The following is a 23,894-nucleotide window of genomic DNA, read 5'->3' on the forward strand; positions in this document are numbered from 1 at the left end:
GAGCAAACTAGGAAGCTAGCCGCAGGCTGTACTTGAGTACGGTAAGGCGACGCTGACGTGGTTTGAATTTGATTTTCGAAGAGTATTAAATAAAAATTATTGTATGTTGTCTCCCTTAACTTGGGATGATAAGGGAATAACTAGAAAGATTTGTGAATACAAACTATTTCTGATATACTAACTATACAGTAATAATGAATGATAGGATATGGGATGAAAGAATTTCAATTTGAGAGAAAGCAGCGTTTTTCTTTGAGAAAATATACAATAGGAGCTTGTTCGATCTTGCTAGGAACGAGTTTATTTTTTGCTGGTATGGGTGCTCAACCTGTACAGGCTACCGAAACGAGTTCAACACTAATTTCAAGTCATTATTTGGATGAGCAGGATTTATCTGAAAAGCTGAAATCAGAGTTGCAATGGTTTGAAGAAAATAAGATTGAGGTAAAAGAGGGAAAAGAATACTATTTTGTCTATCGAAAATTGGCTACAAGATTACCAGAAACAGGTCTGTTTTCTAATGATGAGATGTTTATCTTGGGAGCAGGATTATTATTGCTTTCCTTCACTTTAATCAAGAGAAAAAAGGGAGCGTCTTACTTCCTTGTGAGCGTCTTTACTGTTGGTGGTTGGGGAGCATCCATCTCTGCTTTAGAAAATCTGGTAGAATTGCAACCAGCCCTTGTTAAGAGAGTAGAAGGTCAGTTTTTACCAAGTCCTGAAACAGTCCAAGGATATGAATTTACAGGATATTATTTGGTAAGAGATAGTGTTAGCAAGGAACTTTCTGTTGATAAGGTAGAGTCGCCAGCATTATCTCAAAAGGAGGAAAGTTTAGAACCTCAATCTAAGAAGATTGTACCACAGACTGCATCTCATTTTAGCTCGACTAAAGATCTTGTGCAATCTCCTCAACCATCTTACGCAGTTGAGCCTGTTTTAAATCCAACTCCTGAAAAAAGTATGAGTATTGAGTCTAAAAAAGTACCAGATGAAGGAATGAAAACTGTTATTGAAGACAAGCCAGAACTGGAAGTGAGGATAGGGGAGATAGAATTTGAAACTCAATTTCAGTCTGACCCAACTCTGGCTAAGGGAGAAAAAAGAATTTCTATAGAAGGTGCCAAGGGACAAGCACGAATCTTAACAGAAGTAAGGGTTGTCGATGGTATTGTTACGCGAAATGAAGTAGGGAGAGAAGTGCTTCGTGAACCAGTTACTCAGGTGATTCTGGTCGGGACAAAAGAGAAGGAACCTCAAGAAAATGGCATAAGCACAGCCCCGGAAGTCCAACCAACTCTCCCCTCTTATGAAGGCGGCGTTTCCGGCGATCCTTCGGTAGAGCCAACTCTCCCCTCTTATGAAGGCGGTGTTTCCGGTGAGTCCTTAGTAGAGCCATCTCTTCCGTCTTATGAAGGCGGTGTTTCCGGCGATCCTTCGGTAGAGCCGTCTCTTCCGTCTTATGAGAGCGGTGTTTCCGGTGAATCCTTGGTGGAGCCGTCCCTTCCGTCTTATGAGGGCGGTGTTTCCGGTGAATCCTTGGTGGAGCCGTCCCTTCCGTCTTATGAGGGCGGTGTTTCCGGTGAGTCCTTGGTAGAGCCGTCCCTTCCATCTTATGGAGGTGGTGTTTCCGGCGATCCTTCGGTAGAGCCATCTCTTCCGTCTTATGAAGGCGGTGTTTCTGGTGAGCCTTTGGTAGAACCGTCCCTTCCATCTTATGAAGGCGGTGTTTCCGGTGCATCCTTGGTGGAACCGTCCCTTCCATCTTATGAGGGTGGTGTTTCCGGTGAGCCTTCGGTAGAGCCGTCTCTTCCTTCTTATGAAGGTGGCGTTTCCGGCGAGCCTGAGATACAGGAGGCTCTCCCAGAGTATAAAGATGACACTCAACTTCCTCAGACCAAAGTGGAGACCAAAGCTGTTCCTTATGAAATCGTTTATGAAAAGAATGAGGCACTAGACCACGGAGTTACAAGAGTAAAGATTCCGGGTGCTGAGGGACAAGAACAAGTTACTACTACCTATACTAAAGATCAAGCAAGTGGAAATATTTCTGAGAATAAAACTGTCAAAATAGTAGTTAATAAAGTTGATCAAGTTGTAGAAGTTGGAACTAAACCGAGTGTTGAAACTACTGTCTTATCTCATAAAACGATTTACCAAGTGAATCCTGCTTTGGAGTTCAGACGACAGGAAGTAGCGGTTGCGGGGCGTGATGGTTCGGTGGAAACTAGGACGACTTATCAACTAGACAAGGCAACAGGTCAGGTGACGGTATCTGATACTACTAAACAAGTAAATTCAGCAGTCGATAAAGTGATTCAAGTTGGTAATGTGGAAAAAGTAATACAACCGATTGCTGTTACTGAGGAGCGAAGAGAGGATTCTTCACTTGCTAAAAATATAGAAAAGGTAGTCTCTGAAGGAGAAGTTGGTGAGACTACACTTACCAGAACATACGCTATCAATGAACAAACTGGTGAATTGGTTAATCCTCAGGAAGTGAGTCAAATAACAAAACCAATGAAACCGAGAGTTATTTTAGTTGGTAGTCAGGAGGATAAACCACACTTACTTCCAGCCAATAGTGAGAGAGAAGATGCTGTGGATGTGTCTGCTCTGACTACAAGCGCGAGGTCAGTAGACTTCTTACATGACAGTAAATTAAAAGCACAGTTAGAGCCTACCTATGATCATCGAGATATTATAACAAGGAAAATTGCGCTCAGAAAAACACACCCAAATATCACTGACCAAGAAGTCAAAGATATGTTGCGCACAGAGTATCTTCAAAAACTGTCAATTCAAGAAAGCTTTGATCAGACGAAGACGCAAGCTGAGTCAAGTTTCAAAAAGATTGCCTCACATACTTTGGGAATTATAGGAGATACCCCTGAAAATCGTAGCAAGGTCAAACAAGAGCTGGAGCAATACAAAGAGCAGATTTTGTTGGGCCTGTCTTATATCAATCGTTTTTATAATATTCAATTTGGGGACACGAATATTCGTGATATTCTGGCCTTTAATCCAAGTTCATTTGGCAATAAGACAATGACAGCCTTGGATAGTTTGAAAAAATTAGGATCCATGTCTTATGAAGAGATGAAATTGACCAATAGTCCTCAAACATTTACAAAATACTTATCTACTATTACAGGTAAGGCTAGCTTGAAGGAATTTTTAGACAGCAATCGCCAACTCTTTACGTCAGATGATGCGGATACCTGGCTTAAAAAATCTAGCCAAGCTATGATTGTTGAAAAATCATCTAAGGAAAATCCTTCAGCGCATGTCGGGCTGTATAGCAAGTTGACAGCTGGGGAAAAGGATCCTCGTAAACAAGAGGCTAATATGGCTGCTATTTTGGGACTTTTGAATGTGAAAGAACCAAATGTTTACGTGATTAGTAATATGGCGACGATTACTTATGGTAATATTGGTTCCTATATAGATACTTCTCTTGCCCAGTCTAATTCAACTAAGTATCAGGCTGAGCTTGCTAGAGTCAAGTCTTTAATTGAAAAGGCGGCTGTACAACAAGCCAACTATGTTGATACTCTTTATCGTATAACAAAACCCGAAAATCGTGATAAGTTACTGACAAATCGCTTGATTATTGATACGATGAAGAAATATACAAGCAATCCAAATGCCCAGATTGATAGTACTTGGTCACCAGCTACTGGTAATGGAGCTGATAAGGGAGTTGACCAATTTATGACTCCTATGAATTACTATTCTCCAGTAAGTAAGGTGGGAGCTGAGGCTAATGGATTAGGTGTCCGTTACTTTATAGATAGGGTTCTGGATGATAGAGGTTCAGCTACTTATTCTCATGAAATGACGCACTTACTAGATAGAACGGTCTTGTTTAATAATCACGGTCGTCGAGATGGTACAGGAGCAGAGTTTTATGCCCGTGGTATTTTTGAAAACTCCTATAATCCAGAAAAGGATACTTATTTCAATCTCAACTTTGTATATGATGAGAGTGATAAGAATGGATTTTACAATAGAACACCTGATCGATTTAAAACGGCAGAAGATTTGCAATCTTATATGAAGGGAAGTTTTGATGTCCTTTATACTCTAGATTATCTAGAAGCAGAGGCAAGTAAAGGCTTATCTGCAGAAGACAAGATGAGTTATTTCAAAAAAATAACGCCAATCACTTCAACAGGTCCTAGAACTTGGGTAGATTACCGTAATACAGCAGTTAAACCGACTCATAAGAGTGAGGAGATTCAAACTCTGACCTTAGAAGATGCCAAAAAATTGACAGATATTGATAGTTTGATTGACAATCATATCCTGGTCAATCGTTATATCATTGCTGGTTTTTCAGATAAAGGTAAAATTGCAGCAAATGGTTATTATACTGTTGATATGTTTGACACCATTTATGGTGTTAGTCAAAATGACTCTGGTATGAGTGGGGACATCACCTTTAGAAAACAAGCCTTTGAATTGATGGCTGCTTTGGGCTATTATGAAGGATTTGTTCCTTATGTGTCAAATCAATATAAAAACCAAGCTGAAGCGGCAGGAAAACCATTATCTGATAAGTATATTTTTGAAAAAATTCTAGGAAAAACATATGCGGAGTTCAAAAAAGATCAAATTAATGAACGTGTTGCAAAATTAGATAGCCTGAAATCTATTACGATAAATTACAACGGAAAATCAGAAGTAATTGCAAGTAAAGAAAAACTACAATCACTAATGAACGAAGCTGTTTTAGCTGAACTAGCCCAGATAAAAGCAGGAAATACCACGGCTAAAAAGTTTGAGTTTATAGAAACACCAGTGCAAAAACTGAAAAAAGCGATTTATAAAGCTTATCTCAAAGATTCAGATGACTTTAGACAATCGATTTACAATAGCTAAGACAAAAGGAACATCTCTCTGGAATGAACATTCAGAGGGGTGTTTTTTGGTCTTTTTTGAGGTTTGTATTGTTTATTGCAAATGATAGTTTGTATGAACATGGAGTGATTTTCAGACTTTTCCACAAATTATAGAATCTTTTCTGAGTATTTAGGGAGTGATGGAGGAAGTCTTGAAAGCGCTTTTGTTTTGTGCTATAGTCAAGTATATCGATTCGTTTAAAGAGGAATGCTTGTATGAGAAGAGAAGAAGTTTTACGAAATCACTGGTTTTTTAGCCAAGAGGTGGGGAAGGAAGAGGCCTTGGCGTCGGATTTTCAGAGGGGAAATTGGCAGGCTATTCAAGTGCCACACGACTGGAGTATTTACAATGATTTTGACCAGTATTCGCCAGCGCAAAATGAGGGTGGGCAGTTAAACGGGGGTCAAGCCTGGTACCGTACGCAGTTTTACTTGGAAGAAGATGCCAGTCTTGTATCGGTGCGTTTGTTGTTTGATGGAGTTTACATGAATGCCCAAGTCTATATTAACGGGCAAGTACTGGGCTATTATCCCAATGGCTACACACCTTTTTCTTATGATATCACGCCTTATCTAAGAAATGATGGGACGGCCAACCAGCTTGCGGTTTTTGTGGAAAATAAGCAACCTAGCAGTCGTTGGTACTCTGGTAGCGGTATTTACCGAGAAGTAAAATTATTGATTACAGATTCGGTGCATCTGGATTTATATGGAATTAAGATAGAAAGTCCCAAGCTAAAGGAACAAAGGCAATCTTGGGTGGAAACCCAGCTTACAAGCAAGGTTTCAAATGATGGGCCTCAGTCCGTGTCGGTGTATTTGGAGCAGAGTATCTGGTATGATGGCCAACAGCTGTCAGACTGGCAGGCGACTGATTCTGTAATGATTGAGTCTGAGGACAAATATTCTTTCCAACAAGCCATATCAATTTTTCAACCCTTGCTTTGGGATATTGACCATCCCTACCTTTACCAATTGAAGACTCGCCTTTATAAAAATGGCATTTTGGTTGATGAAGAAGAGGAGACCTTTGGTTACCGCTATATGGATTGGCAAGCGGATAAGGGCTTCTTTCTCAATGGTCGCTGTTTGAAGATTCATGGAGTTTGTCTGCACCATGACTATGGAGCGCTGGGAGCTGTGGAAAACAGGTCAGCTGCTGAGAGACGCTTGCGCCAGATGAAAGAAATGGGGGTCAATGCGATTCGAATCACGCATAATCCAGCCAGTAGTATCTTGCTGGATGTGGCTGCCAAAATGGGCTTACTTATCCAAGAAGAAGCCTTTGATACCTGGTATGGAGGCAAGAAAGAATATGATTATGGTCGCTTTTTTGAGGAAGAAGCGACTCACCCAGAAGCGAAAGCAGGCGATTTCTGGTCAGATTACGATTTGCGCACTATGATTGAGCGTGGCAACAACAATCCAGCGATTTTTATGTGGTCCTTGGGAAATGAAGTCAGCGAAGCAAATGGCGATGCTCATTCATTGAAGACTATCAAACGCTTGCTAGGAAGGGTAAAGGAGGTGGATGATAGTCGTTTTGTGACTATGGGAATGGATCAATTCCGCTTTGGCAATGGTTCTGGAGGTCATGAAAAGATTGCTGATTTGCTGGATGTGGTGGGTTTGAATTACTCAGAAGACAATATTGACGGGATTCGCAAAAGACATCCCAAGTGGCGTCTTTATGGGTCTGAAACCTCATCGGCTACACGGACGCGTGACAGCTATTTTCGCCCAGATAAGGAATGGGTTGGGGATAATCGTCGAGTGCGGAATTTTGAACAGTCGGACTATGGCAATGATCGGGTTCCTTGGGGGAAGACAGCGACAACTTCTTGGATAGCAGATAGGAATCGGCTGGACTATGCAGGTCAGTTTATCTGGACAGGAGTGGACTATATCGGTGAGCCGACTCCTTGGCACAATCAAAATGATACGCCTGTAAAGAGTTCCTATTTTGGGATCGTGGATACGGCAGGGATTCCTAAAAATGACTATTATCTCTATCAAAGTCAGTGGTTGGACCTAGATCAGCATCCCATGGTTCATATCTTACCCCACTGGAATTGGGAAATCCACAAGAGTTATCAACAAGTTGTGGATAAGTGTGGGGATATCCCTGTTCGAGTGTATTCAAATGCTGGTTCAGTAGAGCTATTTCTCAATGGAAAATCCCAAGGCAGAAAGAATTTTCAGGAAAAATGGACTTCAGATGGTAGAAAATACCAAGAGGGAGCAAGTTCTGAACAACTTTATCTCGAATGGCGTTTGGCTTATCAACCAGGAGAATTGCATGCTGTAGCCTATGATTATCAAGGTCAGATTGTGGCAGAAGATAGGGTGGTGACTGCAGGTAAGCCAGCCAAAATCGGGTTACATGCCGAGAAAACAAAACTGGAGCCAGATGGGCAAGACCTCCTTTATCTCTATTTTGATGTATTGGACAAGGATGGAAATTGGGTACCGAGTGCTTCCAATCAGCTTCATTTTAAAATTGAAGGCCCTGCTCGTATTGTAGGTGTGGATAATGGTAGGCAGGCTAGTCGTGAACGTTACCAGGCTCAGAAAAATGGTCGGTTTAAGCGGCAAGCCTTTCATGGCAGAGGTGTCCTTTTGATTCAGAGTTTAGATCAGGCAGGTCACGTAAGAGTAAAAGCCAGTGCCAGAGGGCTAGAGCCAGCAAGTTTTGATATCTTAGTGGGAGAGGCTTTGGCTACCCAACCAGTGAGAAATAAGCGCTTATTTGAGATTCGAGTGGACAAGCAGGCCGGATTACAAGAAGGAGATTCCCCAGCTATTGGACTTTATCCACAAACTGTGGATAACCCTGTGAACAAGGTGGGGAATAGTGAAGTGATTTGGGAGACGAGTGGTAGTGCCCACGCCATTATCAAGCAGGGAGTGCTTTATTGCTTGTCTGCAGGGGACTTGGCTATTCGCGCCTTTTATCAAGGGAAGGCCTATCAAACTCATTTTCAGGTGGCAGAAAATACCTCACTAGGGCAGGCAGTTTCTGTACGATCACTTCGCTTGTATACAGCTAAGGGAACTTATCCACAGCTGCCATCTTCAGTTTTGGTGGACTATGAGTTCGGTGGTGCAAAACGAGTCAAGGTTGTTTGGGAGGCAATCTCCGAAGAAGATATAGCAAGCTTTCATAAATTTACGGTATCTGGTCATCTTGAGGGGCTGGATATAAAGGCTTCTGCTCAGGTTTGTGTCCAAGGGATTTGCGCTATTGAGCCTGAAAAGGTTTGGACGCTTGTCAAGGAAGTCCCACATTTACCAGATCGAGTCAAGCTAGTCTTATCAGATGGCAGAAGAGATACGGCCAAGGTGACTTGGGATGAACTCGAACCTCAAGTCTATGCTCAGGTAGGAGAAAGTGTGCTCACAGGACAAGTAGCGGGCTGTGAGTTGCCAGCAACAGTCACCATTCATGTGACAGATGTCAGTGTAGATGGGGAAGTTATTTCCGATCAGTGGACAGGATCCAACCTGCCTCTGGTCTTTGCTTCCCATTCAGAGCCGAATCACCCAGCCTCATATCTCAATGACAAGGTTATTGCTCGGAAGAAATCGACAGCCAATACTTGGATTGCCAAGTCAGAGCAAGCCAGCGTGGGTATTCTGTTTGGAGATGCAGGGATTTTAAAACCGCGATTTGTGGATAACCTGACCTTGTATTATGTTGAAAATCAAGAATATGTGGCCGTTGAGCCGACCTTTATCGATTATTATGTAGGGAATGAGCCTGCCTTGCCTCGGACTCCCAACCATTTGGACAAGGATTCTCTACTCAAACAAGAGGAGAATTGGCGCCCTGTATCAGGCATCCGAAAAGTGTCAAGTGACAAGGATGAAGAGCTTCGTTTTGAATTTGATAAGGTGAAGACTTACGCCCTTCGTCTTCGATTTGAAAGTTTGACTAGTCCCCTAGCCTTAACCGAATTGCAAGTATATGCCAAAAAAGTAAAGAAAAGTGTAGATAGGAAGTAGTATGGTAAGAGAAATAAAACCGCATGGGCCCTTGCCTAGTCAGGCCCAGCTAGCTTATTTAGAGGATGAACTAGCAGCCTTTATCCATTTTGGGCCTAATACCTTTTATGACCAGGAATGGGGGACAGGTCAGGAGGAACCTGAACGCTTTAATCCGACCAGGTTAGATGCGCGTGAGTGGGTTCGCGTGCTCAAGGAAATGGGCTTTAAAAAGTTGATTTTGGTGATCAAGCACCACGACGGCTTTGTCCTCTATCCGACAGCTCACACAGATTATTCGGTCAAGGCCAGTCCTTGGAGGAATGGAGAGGGGGACTTGCTCCTTGAAGTATCCCAGGCTGTCACAGAGTTTGATATGGATATGGGAGTCTACCTGTCACCCTGGGATGCCCACAGCCCACTCTATCATGTGGACCGAGAAGCGGATTATAATGCCTATTATCTGGCTCAGCTGAAGGAAATTTTATCAAATCCTGCCTATGGAAATGGAGGGAAATTTGCTGAGGTCTGGATGGATGGTGCCAGAGGAGAGGGCGCTCAAAAGGTTAATTATGAATTTGAAAAATGGTTTGAAACCATTCGTGACCTGCAGGGAGATTGCTTAATTTTTTCAACAGAAGGCACTAGTATCCGCTGGATTGGCAATGAACGAGGGTATGCAGGTGATCCCCTATGGCAAAAGGTGAATCCTGACAAACTAGGAACAGAAGCAGAGCTGGACTATCTTCAGCACGGAGATCCCTCGGGAACGATTTTTTCAATCGGAGAGGCAGATGTTTCCATCCGGCCGGGTTGGTTTTACCATGAAGAGCAGGATCCTAAGTCTCTTGAGGAGTTGGTCGAAATCTACTTTCACTCAGTGGGGAGAGGAACCCCGCTCCTACTTAATATTCCGCCGAATCAAGATGGGCTCTTTGACGATAAAGATATCAAGCGCCTCTATGAATTTGCGGCTTATCGCAATGAGCTCTATAAAGAAGATTTAGCTCTGGGAGCTGAGGTATCTGGTCCAGCTCTTTCCGCAGACTTTGCCTGTCACCATTTGACAGATGGTCTTAAGACCAGCTCTTGGGCAAGCGACGTAGGCTTGCCAATCCAGTTAGAACTCGACTTAGGATCTCCTAAAACTTTTGATGTAATTGAGTTAAGAGAAGATTTGAAGCTAGGGCAACGAATCGCTGCTTTTCATGTGCAAGTAGAGGTGGACGGCGTCTGGCAAGAATTTGGTACGGGCTTCACAGTTGGTCATAAGCGTCTCCTGCGAGGTCCGCTAGTAGAGGCACAGAAGGTGCGCGTGATGATTACAGAGTCGCAGGATTTACCTGTACTGACCAAGATTTCACTCTATAAAACTCCTAGCTTATCAAAAAAAGAAGTTGTTCAGGGACTAGCATTTGCAGAAAAAAGTCTAGCTGTGGCAAAGGGAGAGACTCTTCATTTTAGGATTGAACGTAGCGAAAGTGACACTCCTTTGGAGGCTAAGATTTCGATTCAACCGGGGACAGGTGTCCATGGTGTCGCCTATCAGGACGAGATTCAAGTTCTTCAATTCCAAGCTGGGGAATGCAAAAAAGATTTGAGCATACCAACCCTGTATTTTGCTGCTGATAAGACCTTGGATTTCTATCTGAATATGACTGTTGATGGACAGTTGATTGATCAAGCTCATATTTTAGTTGAAACGAGATAAAATATCTTCACAATTCATTTCCTTTTCGAATAAATAGTTAGAACCATCGAATCTAGCAAAATTAGATTTAAAAATATGGTATAATAGAAGGAGGAAATGGATGACTTTAAGACATCCGGGCATCAGCCCAACAAATGACTTGGTAGCTAAGAAAATCTTTAGCAATCCAGAAATCACTTGTCAATTTATTCGCGATATGTTGGACTTGCCAGCCAAAAATGTAACCATTTTGGAGGGAAGTAACATTCACGTCTTGCCTTCCGTACCTTACTCGGCACAGGATTTCTATACTAGTATAGACGTCTTGGCGGAGCTAGATAATGGAACGCAAGTAATTATTGAAATCCAAGTTCATCATCAGAATTTTTTCATCAATCGCCTGTGGGCTTACTTGTGCAGTCAGGTTAATCAAAATCTTGAAAAAATCCGCCAACGAGAAGGTGATACTCACCAGAGCTACAAACACATTGCCCCAGTATACGCTATTGCTATTGTCGATAGTAATTACTTCTCAGATGACTTGGCTTTCCACAGTTTCAGCATGCGAGAGGACACGACGGGTGAAGTCTTAACTATCACAAGTAACGGTCAAGAAAACCATTTGGTTAAGATGGCGTTCTTAGAACTAAAAAAATACAGAGAAACCAGCAAGGATAGTGTTCGCAAGCCGTGGTTGGAGTTTTTCGGTAATAAACCCTTTACCCAGCACCCCGAGCGAGCCATCAGCCAAGCAGACCAACTGCTGGACTACAAGAGCTGGTCCGAGGAGGACAGGAGAATGTTTAGTGAACAACGCAGGCGTGAAGAACAAGCCTTGTTAGCACATGATTATGCCTTGGAAACTGCTAGGGCAGAAGGTATTGAACAGGGGTTGGAACGTGGACTTGAACGAGGAAAAGTTGAAGGAAGTTTGTCTATGCTAGTAAATCTAGTACGTCAAGGTCTTCTAACACCTGAAGTTGCCAGCCATCAATTAGGCATGACCGTGGCTGAGTTTGAGGAGCTATTGAAAGACCATCATAAATAAGACCTAAAAATACAGAGAAACCAGCAAAGATGAGGTTCGCAAGCCGTGGTTGGAGTTTTTTGGGAATAAACCCTTTACCCAAGAACCCGAGCGAGCCATCAGCCAAGCAGACCAACTGCTGGACTACAAGAGCTGGTCCGAGGAGGACAGGAAAATGTTTAGTCAACTACGTATGCGCGAAGAACAAGCCTTGTTAGCACATGCTTATGCCCTGGAAACAGCTAGGGCTGAAGGTATTGAACAAGGTTTAGAGCGTGGACTTGAACGAGGAAAAGTTGAAGGAAGTTTGTCTATGCTAGTAAATCTAGTTCGTCAAGGTTTTCTGACTTCCGAGGTTGCTAGCCATCAATTGGGAATGACCGTGGCTGAGTTTGAGGCCTTGTTGTAAGTAGAAAACGATGACATGTTACCGAAATGAGGTGGCATGTTTTATTTTTTGTCTATATGTTTTACCAATAATTTTTTCTTATGCAGTGCAAAAATAATTTGTTTCAACCTTCAAACTTATTTATTTTACTACCAATCCTATATGAATGCGCTATCTTTATGGATGGAATTAAAATAAAAGCAAATTCGTTATAAAAACATGTGAATTATTTATTTACAAAAACGAGAAAACATACAAAACCAATTTATCTGAAAATTCCTTACTTTCCCAAAACGCTTTTTTTTTTTTTTGCGAAAATTTAAAATCAAATCATTTGCATATATATTGAAAATAAGATAAAATGTAAATTGTAGATTTCTGTATGCAGGTGTCATGTGGAAATCAAGACAATTAACCTCATAAAAGGAGAAAAGAAAATAATGGAAAACAAACCATCTATGAGTCGTGTTGAACGTCTGCACCGTGAAAAGGTCACGCGTTACTCGATCCGTAAATATAGTTTTGGAGCGGCTAGTGTAGCGGTCGCTGCTCTTTTCATGTTCTTAGGGAATGGAGCTGTATCTGTTCAAGCGGATCAAATCCAACCTGGAGACACAGCTGCTGCTCAGCCAGCAACTCCAGCTTTGGACAAGACCCAACTTGAAAGCTACATTTCAGAAATTGAAACAAAACTTTCTAACGGTTCTTACGATAACAAAACAGAAGAAAGTGTTGCAGTATTAAAAGCTGAACTAGAATCTGCAAAAGCTACATTAGCGAACGCAACTACTCAAGCTGAACTCAAAAAAGCTTACAGCAAACTTGTCACTACAGTTAACTCTAAATTAAAAAACAAACCTGTAGAGAAAAAAGAAACTCCAGCAGTAGATACAACTGAAGGTAAAGAAACTGTAGGTAAAACAGCAGAAAACACTGAGAAAAAATCAGAATCTAACTCAATCGAAAACACAGGATCTAATGATGCTCGTAACGGTAAAGAATTAGACAAAAATAATGCTTTCCGTGCGGAAACTGATACAGAAAAACCAAAAGTATCAATTGACTATGATGATCCAGCATCTCAAACTTTCTGGGTAACTCCAACAGAAGAAACAAAGATTATTGACCGTATCAAGATTACAGATAACAGCGGTAAGATTGTTAAAGGTTGGATGCAAAAAATGGGAGGTGGAAAAGACGTTAATATAGGTTATGGATTAAATAACTCTAATATTGATGGTGAAACAACTGCCACAGCTGCCCAACCAGCTACACTTTCTGTTACAGGGGTTTTACAACCACGCCTTAATGGTAAGCCATGGCCTAATGGTTCAACAGTAGTATCACGTAAAGTTCGTGCTAAAGATGCAAGTAACAATGAAATCGACAACGAAGGTGCATCTGATCCAGCATATCAAGTGTTCTTCAAAGTTCGTTCACAAAACGTAAAATACACAGAAGATTTAGCAAATAAAGCTGCAAACTTTGATAAAGTTGCGGTAGCTGACCCAGCACAACTTCAACAAGCAGAATTAGATAAAATTAAAGCTGGATTACAAGCAGGTGACGGAAACAACCTTAACGGTAAGATTGATACAGTTACTCAAAAAGGTGATAAAGTTGTTATTACTTATAATGATGGTACAACAGCTGAAAGACCAGTAACTGACTTCGCACGTGTAAACGCAAAACCAACAGCTGAATTTCCTTTCTCTGATGCAGCGGCTAAAGAAATTTATGTTTACGGTGCGGAAGAAAACTCATTTGGTATTAAAATCAAAGATGATAGCGGAAAAATTTCAAGCGCAACATTAAGACAAGGTGGTAACCAAGAATTTGCTACAGTTCCGGGTGAGACAAATAAAATTAGTACTCAATATGGATACACAGCGAATACTATTACTACTGAGACGCCAGCAACAGATGCAAATCCAGCGGTAATTACTTACTCAGGTAGACCAGCACCTGAAGGGACATTTACACAAGACAATTTAAATGCAGCGACTAGAGGAGAAAATCCTCCAGGAGTAGCTTTAGGATGGCGTTTCCTACGAGTTGCAGATGCTGATGGAGGAGAAATTGGAGGAAGTGCAAGAAATGCAACTGACCCAGGTGCCTTCCGTGTCATGCTTAAGCCACAAACTCAAAAATATGATGTTACAACACCTGAAAACGAAGCTGATAAACTCCCAGTAGTTGATGCTAATCACGTAACAGATGCAGAGTTTAAGAAACTAGTTGGTGCAAACAATGCTAATATCAAACTTCACTATTCTAAAACGAATACAGATGCTAACTTAGTTGCGAAACAAGGTCAAAATGTTGACGATAAAGCAGACAAGATTAAATCTGTTACAAAAGTAGATAATAATATGGTGGTAACGTATAAAGATGGATCTACAGATACATTACCATTAACTAAATTTGCCCGTACTAACGCAGCTCCAACAGTTGAAATTCCATACTCATTAGATGGTAAAAAAGATGTTTACGTGTATGCAAACGAAGATTTTGAAATTCCTATTAAATTTACAGATGATTCAGGAAAAATAGCATCAGCAAACGTTTTACGTGGTGGAAATAATGAATCGCCAGTTAAAGATGCATCAAATCCAAATGTATTGAATAATGAGTTCAATACAACAGTTGAAAAAATTTCTACTGAAACAGTAGCAACAGCTGAGAATCCTGCTATCGTAAAAATTCAAGGGAACATTTCAAAAGATAACTCTGGAATTCCTGCAAGTTCCTTCCCTAAAGAGCCAGATCAAGAACTTAAAATTGTAACTCGTTATGCAACAGCTACAGATACTGATGGAAGAGAACTTTCTAATATTGCAACTAGTGATTCATATGCGAAAGACCCAGGTTCATTCACTATCAAACTAAAAGCTCAAACAGCAAAATATGACATTAAAACTCCAGAGACAAAAGTTCCTGTAGTAGATGCTAATAATGTCACAGAAGCTGAGTTTAATGAGATTAAGAAAAATATTAAAATTCAATACTCTACCGAAAACCCAGATAAAAATCTAGCTGATAAAAAAGGTACAGAAGTAGAAAATCAAGATGATCGTATTGAAAGCATCACTAAAGATGGAAACAATGTTGTAGTAACCTATAAAGACGGTTCTAAAGATACTAAACCATTAACTGACTTTGCACGTACAAACCCAGCACCAACAGTAGAACTTCCATACTCAAACCCAGATAAGAAACAAATCTATGTTTATACTGGTGAAAATACTGACTTAACATTCAAAGCTTCAGATGATGCAGAAGTTAAAGATTTGTACCTACGTGGACCAGGTGGTGTTGGAAATGATAACACTGCAGGTTATGGATTTACAACAGGTAAGATTGATAACGATGTAGTTACAAATGGCGAAGGAAAAGTATCTGACGATAAGAGAACAGCAACTATCAAGATGACAGGTGTTACAACACTTACAGCTCCAAACCAATGGACAAGTTTTGTTGTTGCTAATGACAATGATAATGCAAGCTCATTCCCAGCAGGTCAAAACTATGACGCTACAACTGATGATGCAGTACGTCAACAAAAACCAGGATATGTTCAGTTCATCGTTAAAAACCAAACATCTAAATATGACATTGCAGCTCCAACTGAAAAAGTTGCTGTAACAGATCCAGCTAACGTAACAGAAGCAGAATTAGAGAAAATCAAAGAAAAACTACAAATTGAGTACTCTAATAACAATGATGATGCTAACTTAGCTGACAAAAAAGGTAAAACTGTAGATGCTGCAGATGCTAAGGCTAAGATTGCCTCAGTAACAAAAGATGACCAAGGAAATCTTGTAGTAACATACACAGACGGTTCTACAGATAAAAAACCATTGTCAGAATTTGTAACTCTAGATAAACAACCAGCTATCAATGAGGTTAATAAAGCAGCTGAGAAACAAATTGAGGCTATTAACAATAACCCAGAAGCAACTAAAGAAGAAAAAGATAAAGCAATCGAGCAAGTAAATGCAGATAAAGCTAAAGCTCTTGAAGATATTGCTAACTCTACTGCTACAACTAAACCTGAGTTAGATAAAGTAGAAAAAGCAGGAACTGACAAGATTAAAACAGATAATCCTGTACTTTCTAAGAAACCAGCAGCTAAGCAAGCCATTGACGATGCGTTAGCAGCGAAAAACAAAGCAATCGATGCTCGTCCAGATTTAACTCCAGAAGAGAAAACTAAAGCTAAAGAAGCAGCAAAAGCAGCAGCTGATAAAGCTAAGGAAGCTGTCGATGCAGCAAAAACAGATGCAGAAGTTACTAAAGCTAAAGAAGCTGGAACTACAGCAGTTGCAGATGTAACTCCAGTAGCCAAAGCGGAAGCTAAGAAAGCAATTGCAAAAGCATTAGAAGATAAAAATAGCGAAATTGATAAGCGTACAGACTTAACTGATGAAGAAAAAACAGCAGCTAAGAATGAAGCAAAAGATAAAGCTGACGCTCAATTAGCTGAAATTGCAAAACAACCTGATGCAGCAGCTACACCAGCAGCAGCTAAAACAGCTCAAGATGTAGTAGATGCAGCTAAGGAAACAGGTGTAGATGAAGTTACTGCAGTAAATCCAGTAGCTAAAGCTAAACCAGAAGCTAAAAAAGCAATCGATAAAGCGTTAGAAGCTAAAAACCAAGAAATCGATGCTCGCACAGATTTAACTCCAGAAGAGAAAACTAAAGCGAAAGAAGTAGCAAAAGCGCAAGCAGACGTAGCTAAAGGTGCTGTTGATGCAGCAACTACAAATGCAGCAGTTGATAAAGCTAAAGCAGATGGAACTACAGCAGTTGCAAATGTAACTCCAGTAGTTAAAGAAGCGGCTAAAAAAGCAATCGCAGATGAATTAGCAGAAAAAGAAAAAGCAATCGATGCACGTAAAGATTTAACAGATGCAGAGAAAGCAAAAGCTAAGGAAGAAGCACAAGCAAAAGCAAAAGAAGCAACAGACGCTATTAACAAGCAGCCAGATGTAGCAACTACACCAACAGCAGCTAAAACAGCTCAAGATGCAGTAGATGCAGCTAAAGCTAAAGGTGTAGCAGATGTTAAAGCTGTAAACCCAGTAGCGAAAGAAGCAGCTAAGCAAGCAATCGCAGATGAATTGGCTAAGAAAGTTGGAGAAATCGATGCACGTCCTGACTTAACTGACAAAGAAAAAGATGCAGCTAAGAAAGATGCTCAAGCAAAAGCTAAAAAAGCGACAGATGCTATTAACGCACAGCCAGATAACGCAGAAACACCAGAAAAAGCAGCAGAAGCACAAACAGCAGTAGATGGTGCAAAAGATAAAGGTGTAGCAGATGTTAAAGCTGTAAATCCAGTAGCGAAAGAAAAAGCTAAAGAAGAAATCGCAAAAGAGTTAGCTAAGAAAGAAGAAGCAATCGATGCACGTCCTGACTTAACTGACGAAGAAAAAGCAGCAGCTAAGAAAGATGCGCAAGCGAAAGCAAAAGAAGCAACAGATGCAATCGACGCTCAACCATCTATCGCAGAAACACCAGAAAAAGCAGCAGAAGCTCAAAAAGCAGTAGATGGTGCAAAAGATAAAGGTGTAGCAGATGTTAAAGCTGTAGATCCAGTAGCGGCTAAGAAACCAGAAGCTAAAAAAGCAGTAGATGCAGCTCTTAAAGCTAAAGTAGACGCAATTAACGCACGTGAAGACTTAACTCCAGCAGAAAAAGATGAAGCTAAGAAAGCAGCAGAGAAAGCAGCAGATGACGCTAAGAAAGCAATCGATGCAGCAACAACAGATGCAGCAGTAGATGCAGCGAAAAATGCTGGTACTGGAGAAGTTGCGAAAGTAAATCCAGTAGCGAAAGAAAAAGCTAAAGAAGAAATTGCAAAAGAGTTAGCTAAGAAAGAAGAAGCAATCGACGGGCGTAAAGACTTAACTGACGAAGAAAAAGCAGCAGCTAAGAAAGAAGCTCAAGATAAAGCTAAAGAAGCAACAGATGCGATCAATGATCAACCAGCTAATGCAGAAACACCAGAAAAAGCAGCAGAAGCTCAAAAAGCAGTAGATGGTGCAAAAGATAAAGGTGTAGCAGATGTTAAAGCTGTAAATCCAGAAGCAGTAACTAAACCAGCAGCCAAGAAAGCAATCGAAGATAAATTAGCAAAACAATTGGAAGATATTGCTAATACTCCAGATGCTACTGATGAAGAGAAGAAAGTTGCAGCAGATGCAGCTAAAGCTCAAGCAGAAGAAGCTAAGGAAGAAATCGATAAAGCTGGAACAGATGCAGAAGTTAAGCAACTTCAAGAAGCAGCTGAAGGTGAAATTGAAAAATCTGTACCAGTTGTAGAAGATAAACCAAATGCTCGTAAAGCAATTGATGAAGAAGCAACAGCTAAGAAAGCAGAAATCGATGCGCGTAACGATCTAACTCCTGAAGCTAAAGCTAAATTAAAAGCTAAAGTAGATAAAGCTGCTGAAAAATCTAAAGCAGCAATTGATGCAGTAAGTAGTGTAGACGATGTTAATACAATAGAAGAAGCTGATAAGGCGGCTATTAAAGCAATTGGAGAAGTAAACAGACCAATTGATAAAGTATTAGTAAAAGATCCAAGTGCATTAACAGATGAAGAAAAAGCTAAAATCTTAGAAGAAGTTAAGAAAGTTAACCCAACAGCTAAAGAAGTTAAATATGATGAAAATGGAAACATCGAAGTAACAACAGAAGCTGGCGATAAAGGAATTATCAATCCGACAAAATTAGTGAAAACTGAGGACCAATTAGATAACGGTAAAGGTGGAAATGACATTAACAAACCACTTGATAAAGTTATCGTAAAAGATCCATCGAACTTAACTGACGAAGAGAAAGCTAAGATTGTTGCTAAAGTTGAAGAGGTAAATCCAGATGCTATCGTAACAATCAATGAAGATGGAACTGTTTCTGTTTCTGCTCCAGATGGTAAAACTGCAGCAATTCCAGCATCAGAATTAGTAAGAACTAAAGAAGATACTTCTAACCCAGATGCAGGAAATAGTAAAATTGTTAAACCAGCAGACAAAGTAGCCGGTGAAGCAAATGATCCGGATGATCAAGCTAAAGTAGAAGAAAAATTAAGAGAATTAAACCCAGAAACTAAATCTGTTAAATTTGATGAAGATGGTAATGCGACAGTTACACTGAAAGATGGAACTACTGCGACAATCCCATCAGAAGATTTATTCAAATCAGAAGTAGATGCAACTAAACCAAATGCAGGCAACGACATCGTTAAACCAGCAGATAAGACAGTAGTAGCAAATCCAGAAAAACTTACAGACGCTGAGAAGAAAGCGATCGAAGATAAAGTTAAAGCTGTAAATCCAGATGCAACAGTAGTTGTAGATGATAAAGGAAATGCGACAGTTACAACTCCAGAAGGTAAGACAGCCGTAATTCCAGCAGCAGACTTGACGAAAGATCCAGAAGCTGCAACTAAACCAAATGCAGGCAACGACATCGTTAAACCAGCAGATAAGACAGTAGTAGCAAATCCAGAAAAACTTACAGACGCTGAGAAGAAAGCGATCGAAGATAAAGTTAAAGCTGTAAATCCAGATGCAACAGTAGTTGTAGATGACAAAGGAAATGCGACAGTCACAACCCCAGAAGGTAAGACAGCTGTAATTCCAGCAGCAGACTTGACGAAAGATCCAGAAGCTGCAACTAAACCAAATGCAGGCAACGACATCGTTAAACCAGCAGATAAGACAGTAGTAGCAAATCCAGAAAAACTTACAGACGCTGAGAAGAAAGCGATCGAAGATAAAGTTAAAGCTGTAAATCCAGATGCAACAGTAGTTGTAGATGACAAAGGAAATGCGACAGTCACAACCCCAGAAGGTAAGACAGCTGTAATTCCAGCAGCAGACTTGACGAAAGATCCAGAAGCTGCAACTAAACCAAATGCAGGCAACGACATCGTTAAACCAGCAGATAAGACAGTAGTAGCAAATCCAGAAAAACTTACAGACGCTGAGAAGAAAGCGATCGAAGATAAAGTTAAAGCTGTAAATCCAGATGCAACAGTAGTTGTAGATGACAAAGGAAATGCGACAGTCACAACCCCAGAAGGTAAGACAGCTGTAATTCCAGCAGCAGACTTGACGAAAGATCCAGAAGCTGCAACTAAACCAAATGCAGGTAACGACATCGTTAAACCAGCAGATAAGACAGTAGTAGCAAATCCAGAAAAACTTACAGACGCTGAGAAGAAAGCGATCGAAGATAAAGTTAAAGCAGTCAACCCAGGATCTAAAGTTGTAGTAGACGATAAAGGAAACGCAACAGTAACAACCCCAGAAGGAAATACAGCCGTAATTCCAGCAGCAGACTTGACGAAAGATCCAGAAGCTGCAACTAAACCAAATGCAGGCAACGACATCGTTAAACCAGCAGATAAGACAGTAGTAGCAAATCCAGAAAAACTTACAGACGCTGAGAAGAAAGCGATCGAAGATAAAGTTAAAGCTGTAAATCCAGATGCAACAGTAGTTGTAGATGATAAAGGAAATGCGACAGTCACAACACCAGAAGGTAAGACAGCTGTAATTCCAGCAGCAGACTTGACGAAAGATCCAGAAGCTGCAACTAAACCAAATGCAGGCAACGACATCGTTAAACCAGCAGATAAGACAGCAGTTAAAGATCCAGCTAACTTAACTCCAGAAGAGAAGAAAGCGATCGAAGATAAAGTTAAAGCTGTAAATCCAGATGCAACAGTAGTTGTAGATGATAAAGGAAATGCGACAGTCACAACTCCAGAAGGTAAGACAGCTGTAATTCCAGCAGCAGACTTGACGAAAGATCCAGCAGCTGCAACTAAACCAAATGCAGGTAACGACATCGTTAAACCAGCAGATAAGACAGTAGTAGCAAATCCAGAAAAACTTACAGACGCTGAGAAGAAAGCGATCGAAGATAAAGTTAAGGCTGTAAACCCAGATGCAACAGTAGTTGTAGATGATAAAGGAAATGCGACAGTTACAACTCCAGAAGGAAATACAGCCGTAATTCCAGCAGCAGACTTGACGAAAGATCCAGCAGCTGCAACTAAACCAAATGCAGGTAACGACATCGTTAAACCAGCAGATAAGACAGTAGTAGCAAATCCAGAAAAACTTACAGACGCTGAGAAGAAAGCGATCGAAGATAAAGTTAAAGCTGTAAACCCAGATGCAACAGTAGTTGTAGATGATAAAGGAAATGCGACAGTTACAACTCCAGAAGGAAATACAGCCGTAATTCCAGCAGCAGACTTGACGAAAGATCCAGAAGCTGCAACTAAACCAAATGCAGGTAACGACATCGTTAAACCAGCAGATAAGACAGTAGTAGCAAATCCAGAAAAACTTACAGACGCTGAGAAGAAAGCGATCGAAGATAAAGTTAAAGCTGTAAATCCAGATGCAACAGTAGTTGTAGATGATAAAGGAAATGCGACAGTCACAACTCCAGAAGGTAAGACAGCTGTAATTCCAGCAGCAGACTTGACGAAAGATCCAGAAGCTGCAACTAAACCAAATGCAGGTAACGACATCGTTAAACCAGCAGATAAGACAGTAGTAGCAAATCCAGAAAAACTTACAGACGCTGAGAAGAAAGCGATCGAAGATAAAGTTAAAGCTGTAAATCCAGATGCAACAGTAGTTGTAGATGATAAAGGAAATGCGACAGTCACAACTCCAGAAGGTAAGACGGCTGTAATTCCAGCAGTAGACTTGACGAAAGATCCAGAAGCTGCAACTAAACCAAATGCAGGTAACGACATCGTTAAACCAGCAGATAAGACAGTAGTAGCAAATCCAGAAAAACTTACAGACGCTGAGAAGAAAGCGATCGAAGATAAAGTTAAGGCTGTAAACCCAGATGCAACAGTAGTTGTAGATGATAAAGGAAATGCGACAGTTACAACTCCAGAAGGTAAGACAGCCGTAATTCCAGCAGCAGACTTGACGAAAGATCCAGAAGCTGCAACTAAACCAAATGCAGGCAACGACATCGTTAAACCAGCAGATAAGACAGCAGTAGCAAATCCAGAAAAACTTACAGACGCTGAGAAGAAAGCGATCGAAGATAAAGTTAAAGCTGTAAATCCAGATGCAACAGTAGTTGTAGATGATAAAGGAAATGCGACAGTCACAACTCCAGAAGGTAAGACAGCTGTAATTCCAGCAGCAGACTTGACGAAAGATCCAGCAGCTGCAACTAAACCAAATGCAGTAAACACACCAGCATCTAAGGTAGAAGTTAAAGATCCAGCCAACTTAACAGATGAAGAAAAAGCAAAAGTTAAGAAAGCAATTGAGGCAGTCAACCCAGGATCTAAAGTTGTAGTAGACGATAAAGGAAACGCAACAGTAACAACCCCAGAAGGAAATACAGCAGTAATTCCAGCAGCAGACGTAACTAAGTCAGCAGCAGATGCAGGTAAAGCAAATGCAGGAAATGCAGTAAACACACCAGCATCTAAGGTAGAAGTTAAAGATCCAGCTAACTTAACTCCAGAAGAGAAGAAAGCGATCGAAGATAAAGTTAAAGCTGTAAACCCAGATGCAACAGTAGTTGTAGATGATAAAGGAAACGCAACAGTAACAACACCAGAAGGTAAAACAGCAACAATTCCAGCAACAGACTTAACTAAGTCAGCATCAGACGCAGGTAAAGCAAATGCAGGAAATGGAGCAAATACACCAGCAACTAAGACAGTAGTAAAAGATCCAACTAACTTAACAGATGAAGAAAAAGCAAAAGTTAAGAAAGCAGTAGAGGATGTAAACCCAGGATCAACTGTAGTAGTAAATGATAAAGGTGATGTAATCGTTACTAAAGGTGATGGAACAGTATTAGTAATCCCAGAACTTGACTTAGTAATTCCAGAAGATAAATTAACTGATCCAACTCAACAAAATGGTGTAAATACACCAGCAACTAGAGTGTTAGTTGGAGATAAAGCTAAATTAACAGCTGATGAAATTGAAAAAGTTAAAGAATCAATTAAAGCAGTCAACCCAGGATCAACTGTAGTAGTAGACGAAAACGGAAATGCGACAGTCACAACTCCAGAAGGTAAGACAGCAACAATTCCAGCAGCTCGATTAGTTAAAGATGCTAAAGATGTTGCAGCTAAGAACAATGGTGAAAACATCAACCTTGACTTCGAAAAAGAAACAGTAGCAGACTTCAATAACTTAACAGATGCAGAAAAAGAAGCTGCAAAAGCTAAGATTAAAGGAGCAAATGCTGATGTATTAGAAGTTATCTTCGACAAAGCAGGAAACGCAACTGTAATTACTAAAGATGGTAAAGTTTACACAATCGTAGCTAAAGATATCTTTAAACAACGTCCATATGTACCATCAAATGGTGGAGGCAATAACGGAGCTACTAACACTGACGCAAAAGTGGATAAAGCTAAGTTAGAAGGTGCTATTCGTCAATTAGATGAATTGATCATCAAAGAATCAGCTAAGTTTGATGCAGAAACTGCAAAAGAAGCGAATGCATTATCAGCAGATGCTAAGAAAGTATTTGCTAATGCAGACGCAAGTCAAGCAGAAGTGGATGCAATGGTTAAACGTATCGAAGACTTCATGGCGAAAGTTGCTTCATCAACTGATCATGCAACTCCAGCTAACGACCAAGCTGCTCAAAAACCAGCTGTAGCTCCAGCTACTGCTCAAGCAGCAGCTAATGCTAGCCAAGAAGCAACAACAAACGCGCGTAAAGCAGCTAAAGAATTGCCAAATACAGGTACAGCAGATTCTACTGTAGCTATGGTAGCAGCTGCCGCAAGTGCATTACTTGGTCTTGGTCTTGCAGGCCGTCGTCGTAAAGAAGACGAAGAAGCTTAATTGGTAGATTGTTTGATAAACATCAGAT

The 23,894-nt window shown here is 40.7% G+C and carries 5 protein-coding genes and 1 pseudogene; all 6 read left to right on the plus strand.

Going from position 1 to position 23,894, the window contains the following annotated elements; all coding sequences use genetic code 11:
- Positions 1 to 213: 213 nt before the first annotated feature.
- Positions 214 to 4,884, plus strand: coding sequence for a ZmpA/ZmpB/ZmpC family metallo-endopeptidase (locus ACAM22_RS00335; protein WP_369606781.1), 4,671 nt, complete (start codon positions 214 to 216; stop codon positions 4,882 to 4,884).
- Positions 4,885 to 5,120: 236 nt separating this feature from the next.
- Entirely contained in the window at positions 5,121 to 8,909 is a 3,789-nt protein-coding gene (locus ACAM22_RS00340; protein WP_101776905.1) for a sugar-binding domain-containing protein, read from the plus strand.
- 1 nt (position 8,910) lies between these two features.
- Positions 8,911 to 10,599 (plus strand): alpha-L-fucosidase, encoded by a 1,689-nt coding sequence (locus ACAM22_RS00345; protein WP_261052211.1) that lies wholly within the window; start codon positions 8,911 to 8,913, stop codon positions 10,597 to 10,599.
- Between the two features lie 100 nt (positions 10,600 to 10,699).
- Entirely contained in the window at positions 10,700 to 11,626 is a 927-nt protein-coding gene (locus ACAM22_RS00350) for an Rpn family recombination-promoting nuclease/putative transposase (protein ID WP_265472227.1), read from the plus strand.
- Between the two features lie 7 nt (positions 11,627 to 11,633).
- Positions 11,634 to 12,014, plus strand: a pseudogene (locus ACAM22_RS00355) (hypothetical protein); the annotation flags it as partial.
- A gap of 419 nt (positions 12,015 to 12,433) precedes the next feature.
- Positions 12,434 to 23,866: a DUF1542 domain-containing protein gene (locus ACAM22_RS00360; protein ID WP_369606782.1), complete on the plus strand. Its 11,433-nt coding sequence runs from the start codon at positions 12,434 to 12,436 to the stop codon at positions 23,864 to 23,866.
- Positions 23,867 to 23,894 lie beyond the last annotated feature (28 nt).

This window comes from Streptococcus sp. SN-1 (assembly GCF_041154385.1).
GTDB lineage: Bacteria > Bacillota > Bacilli > Lactobacillales > Streptococcaceae > Streptococcus > Streptococcus mitis_CT.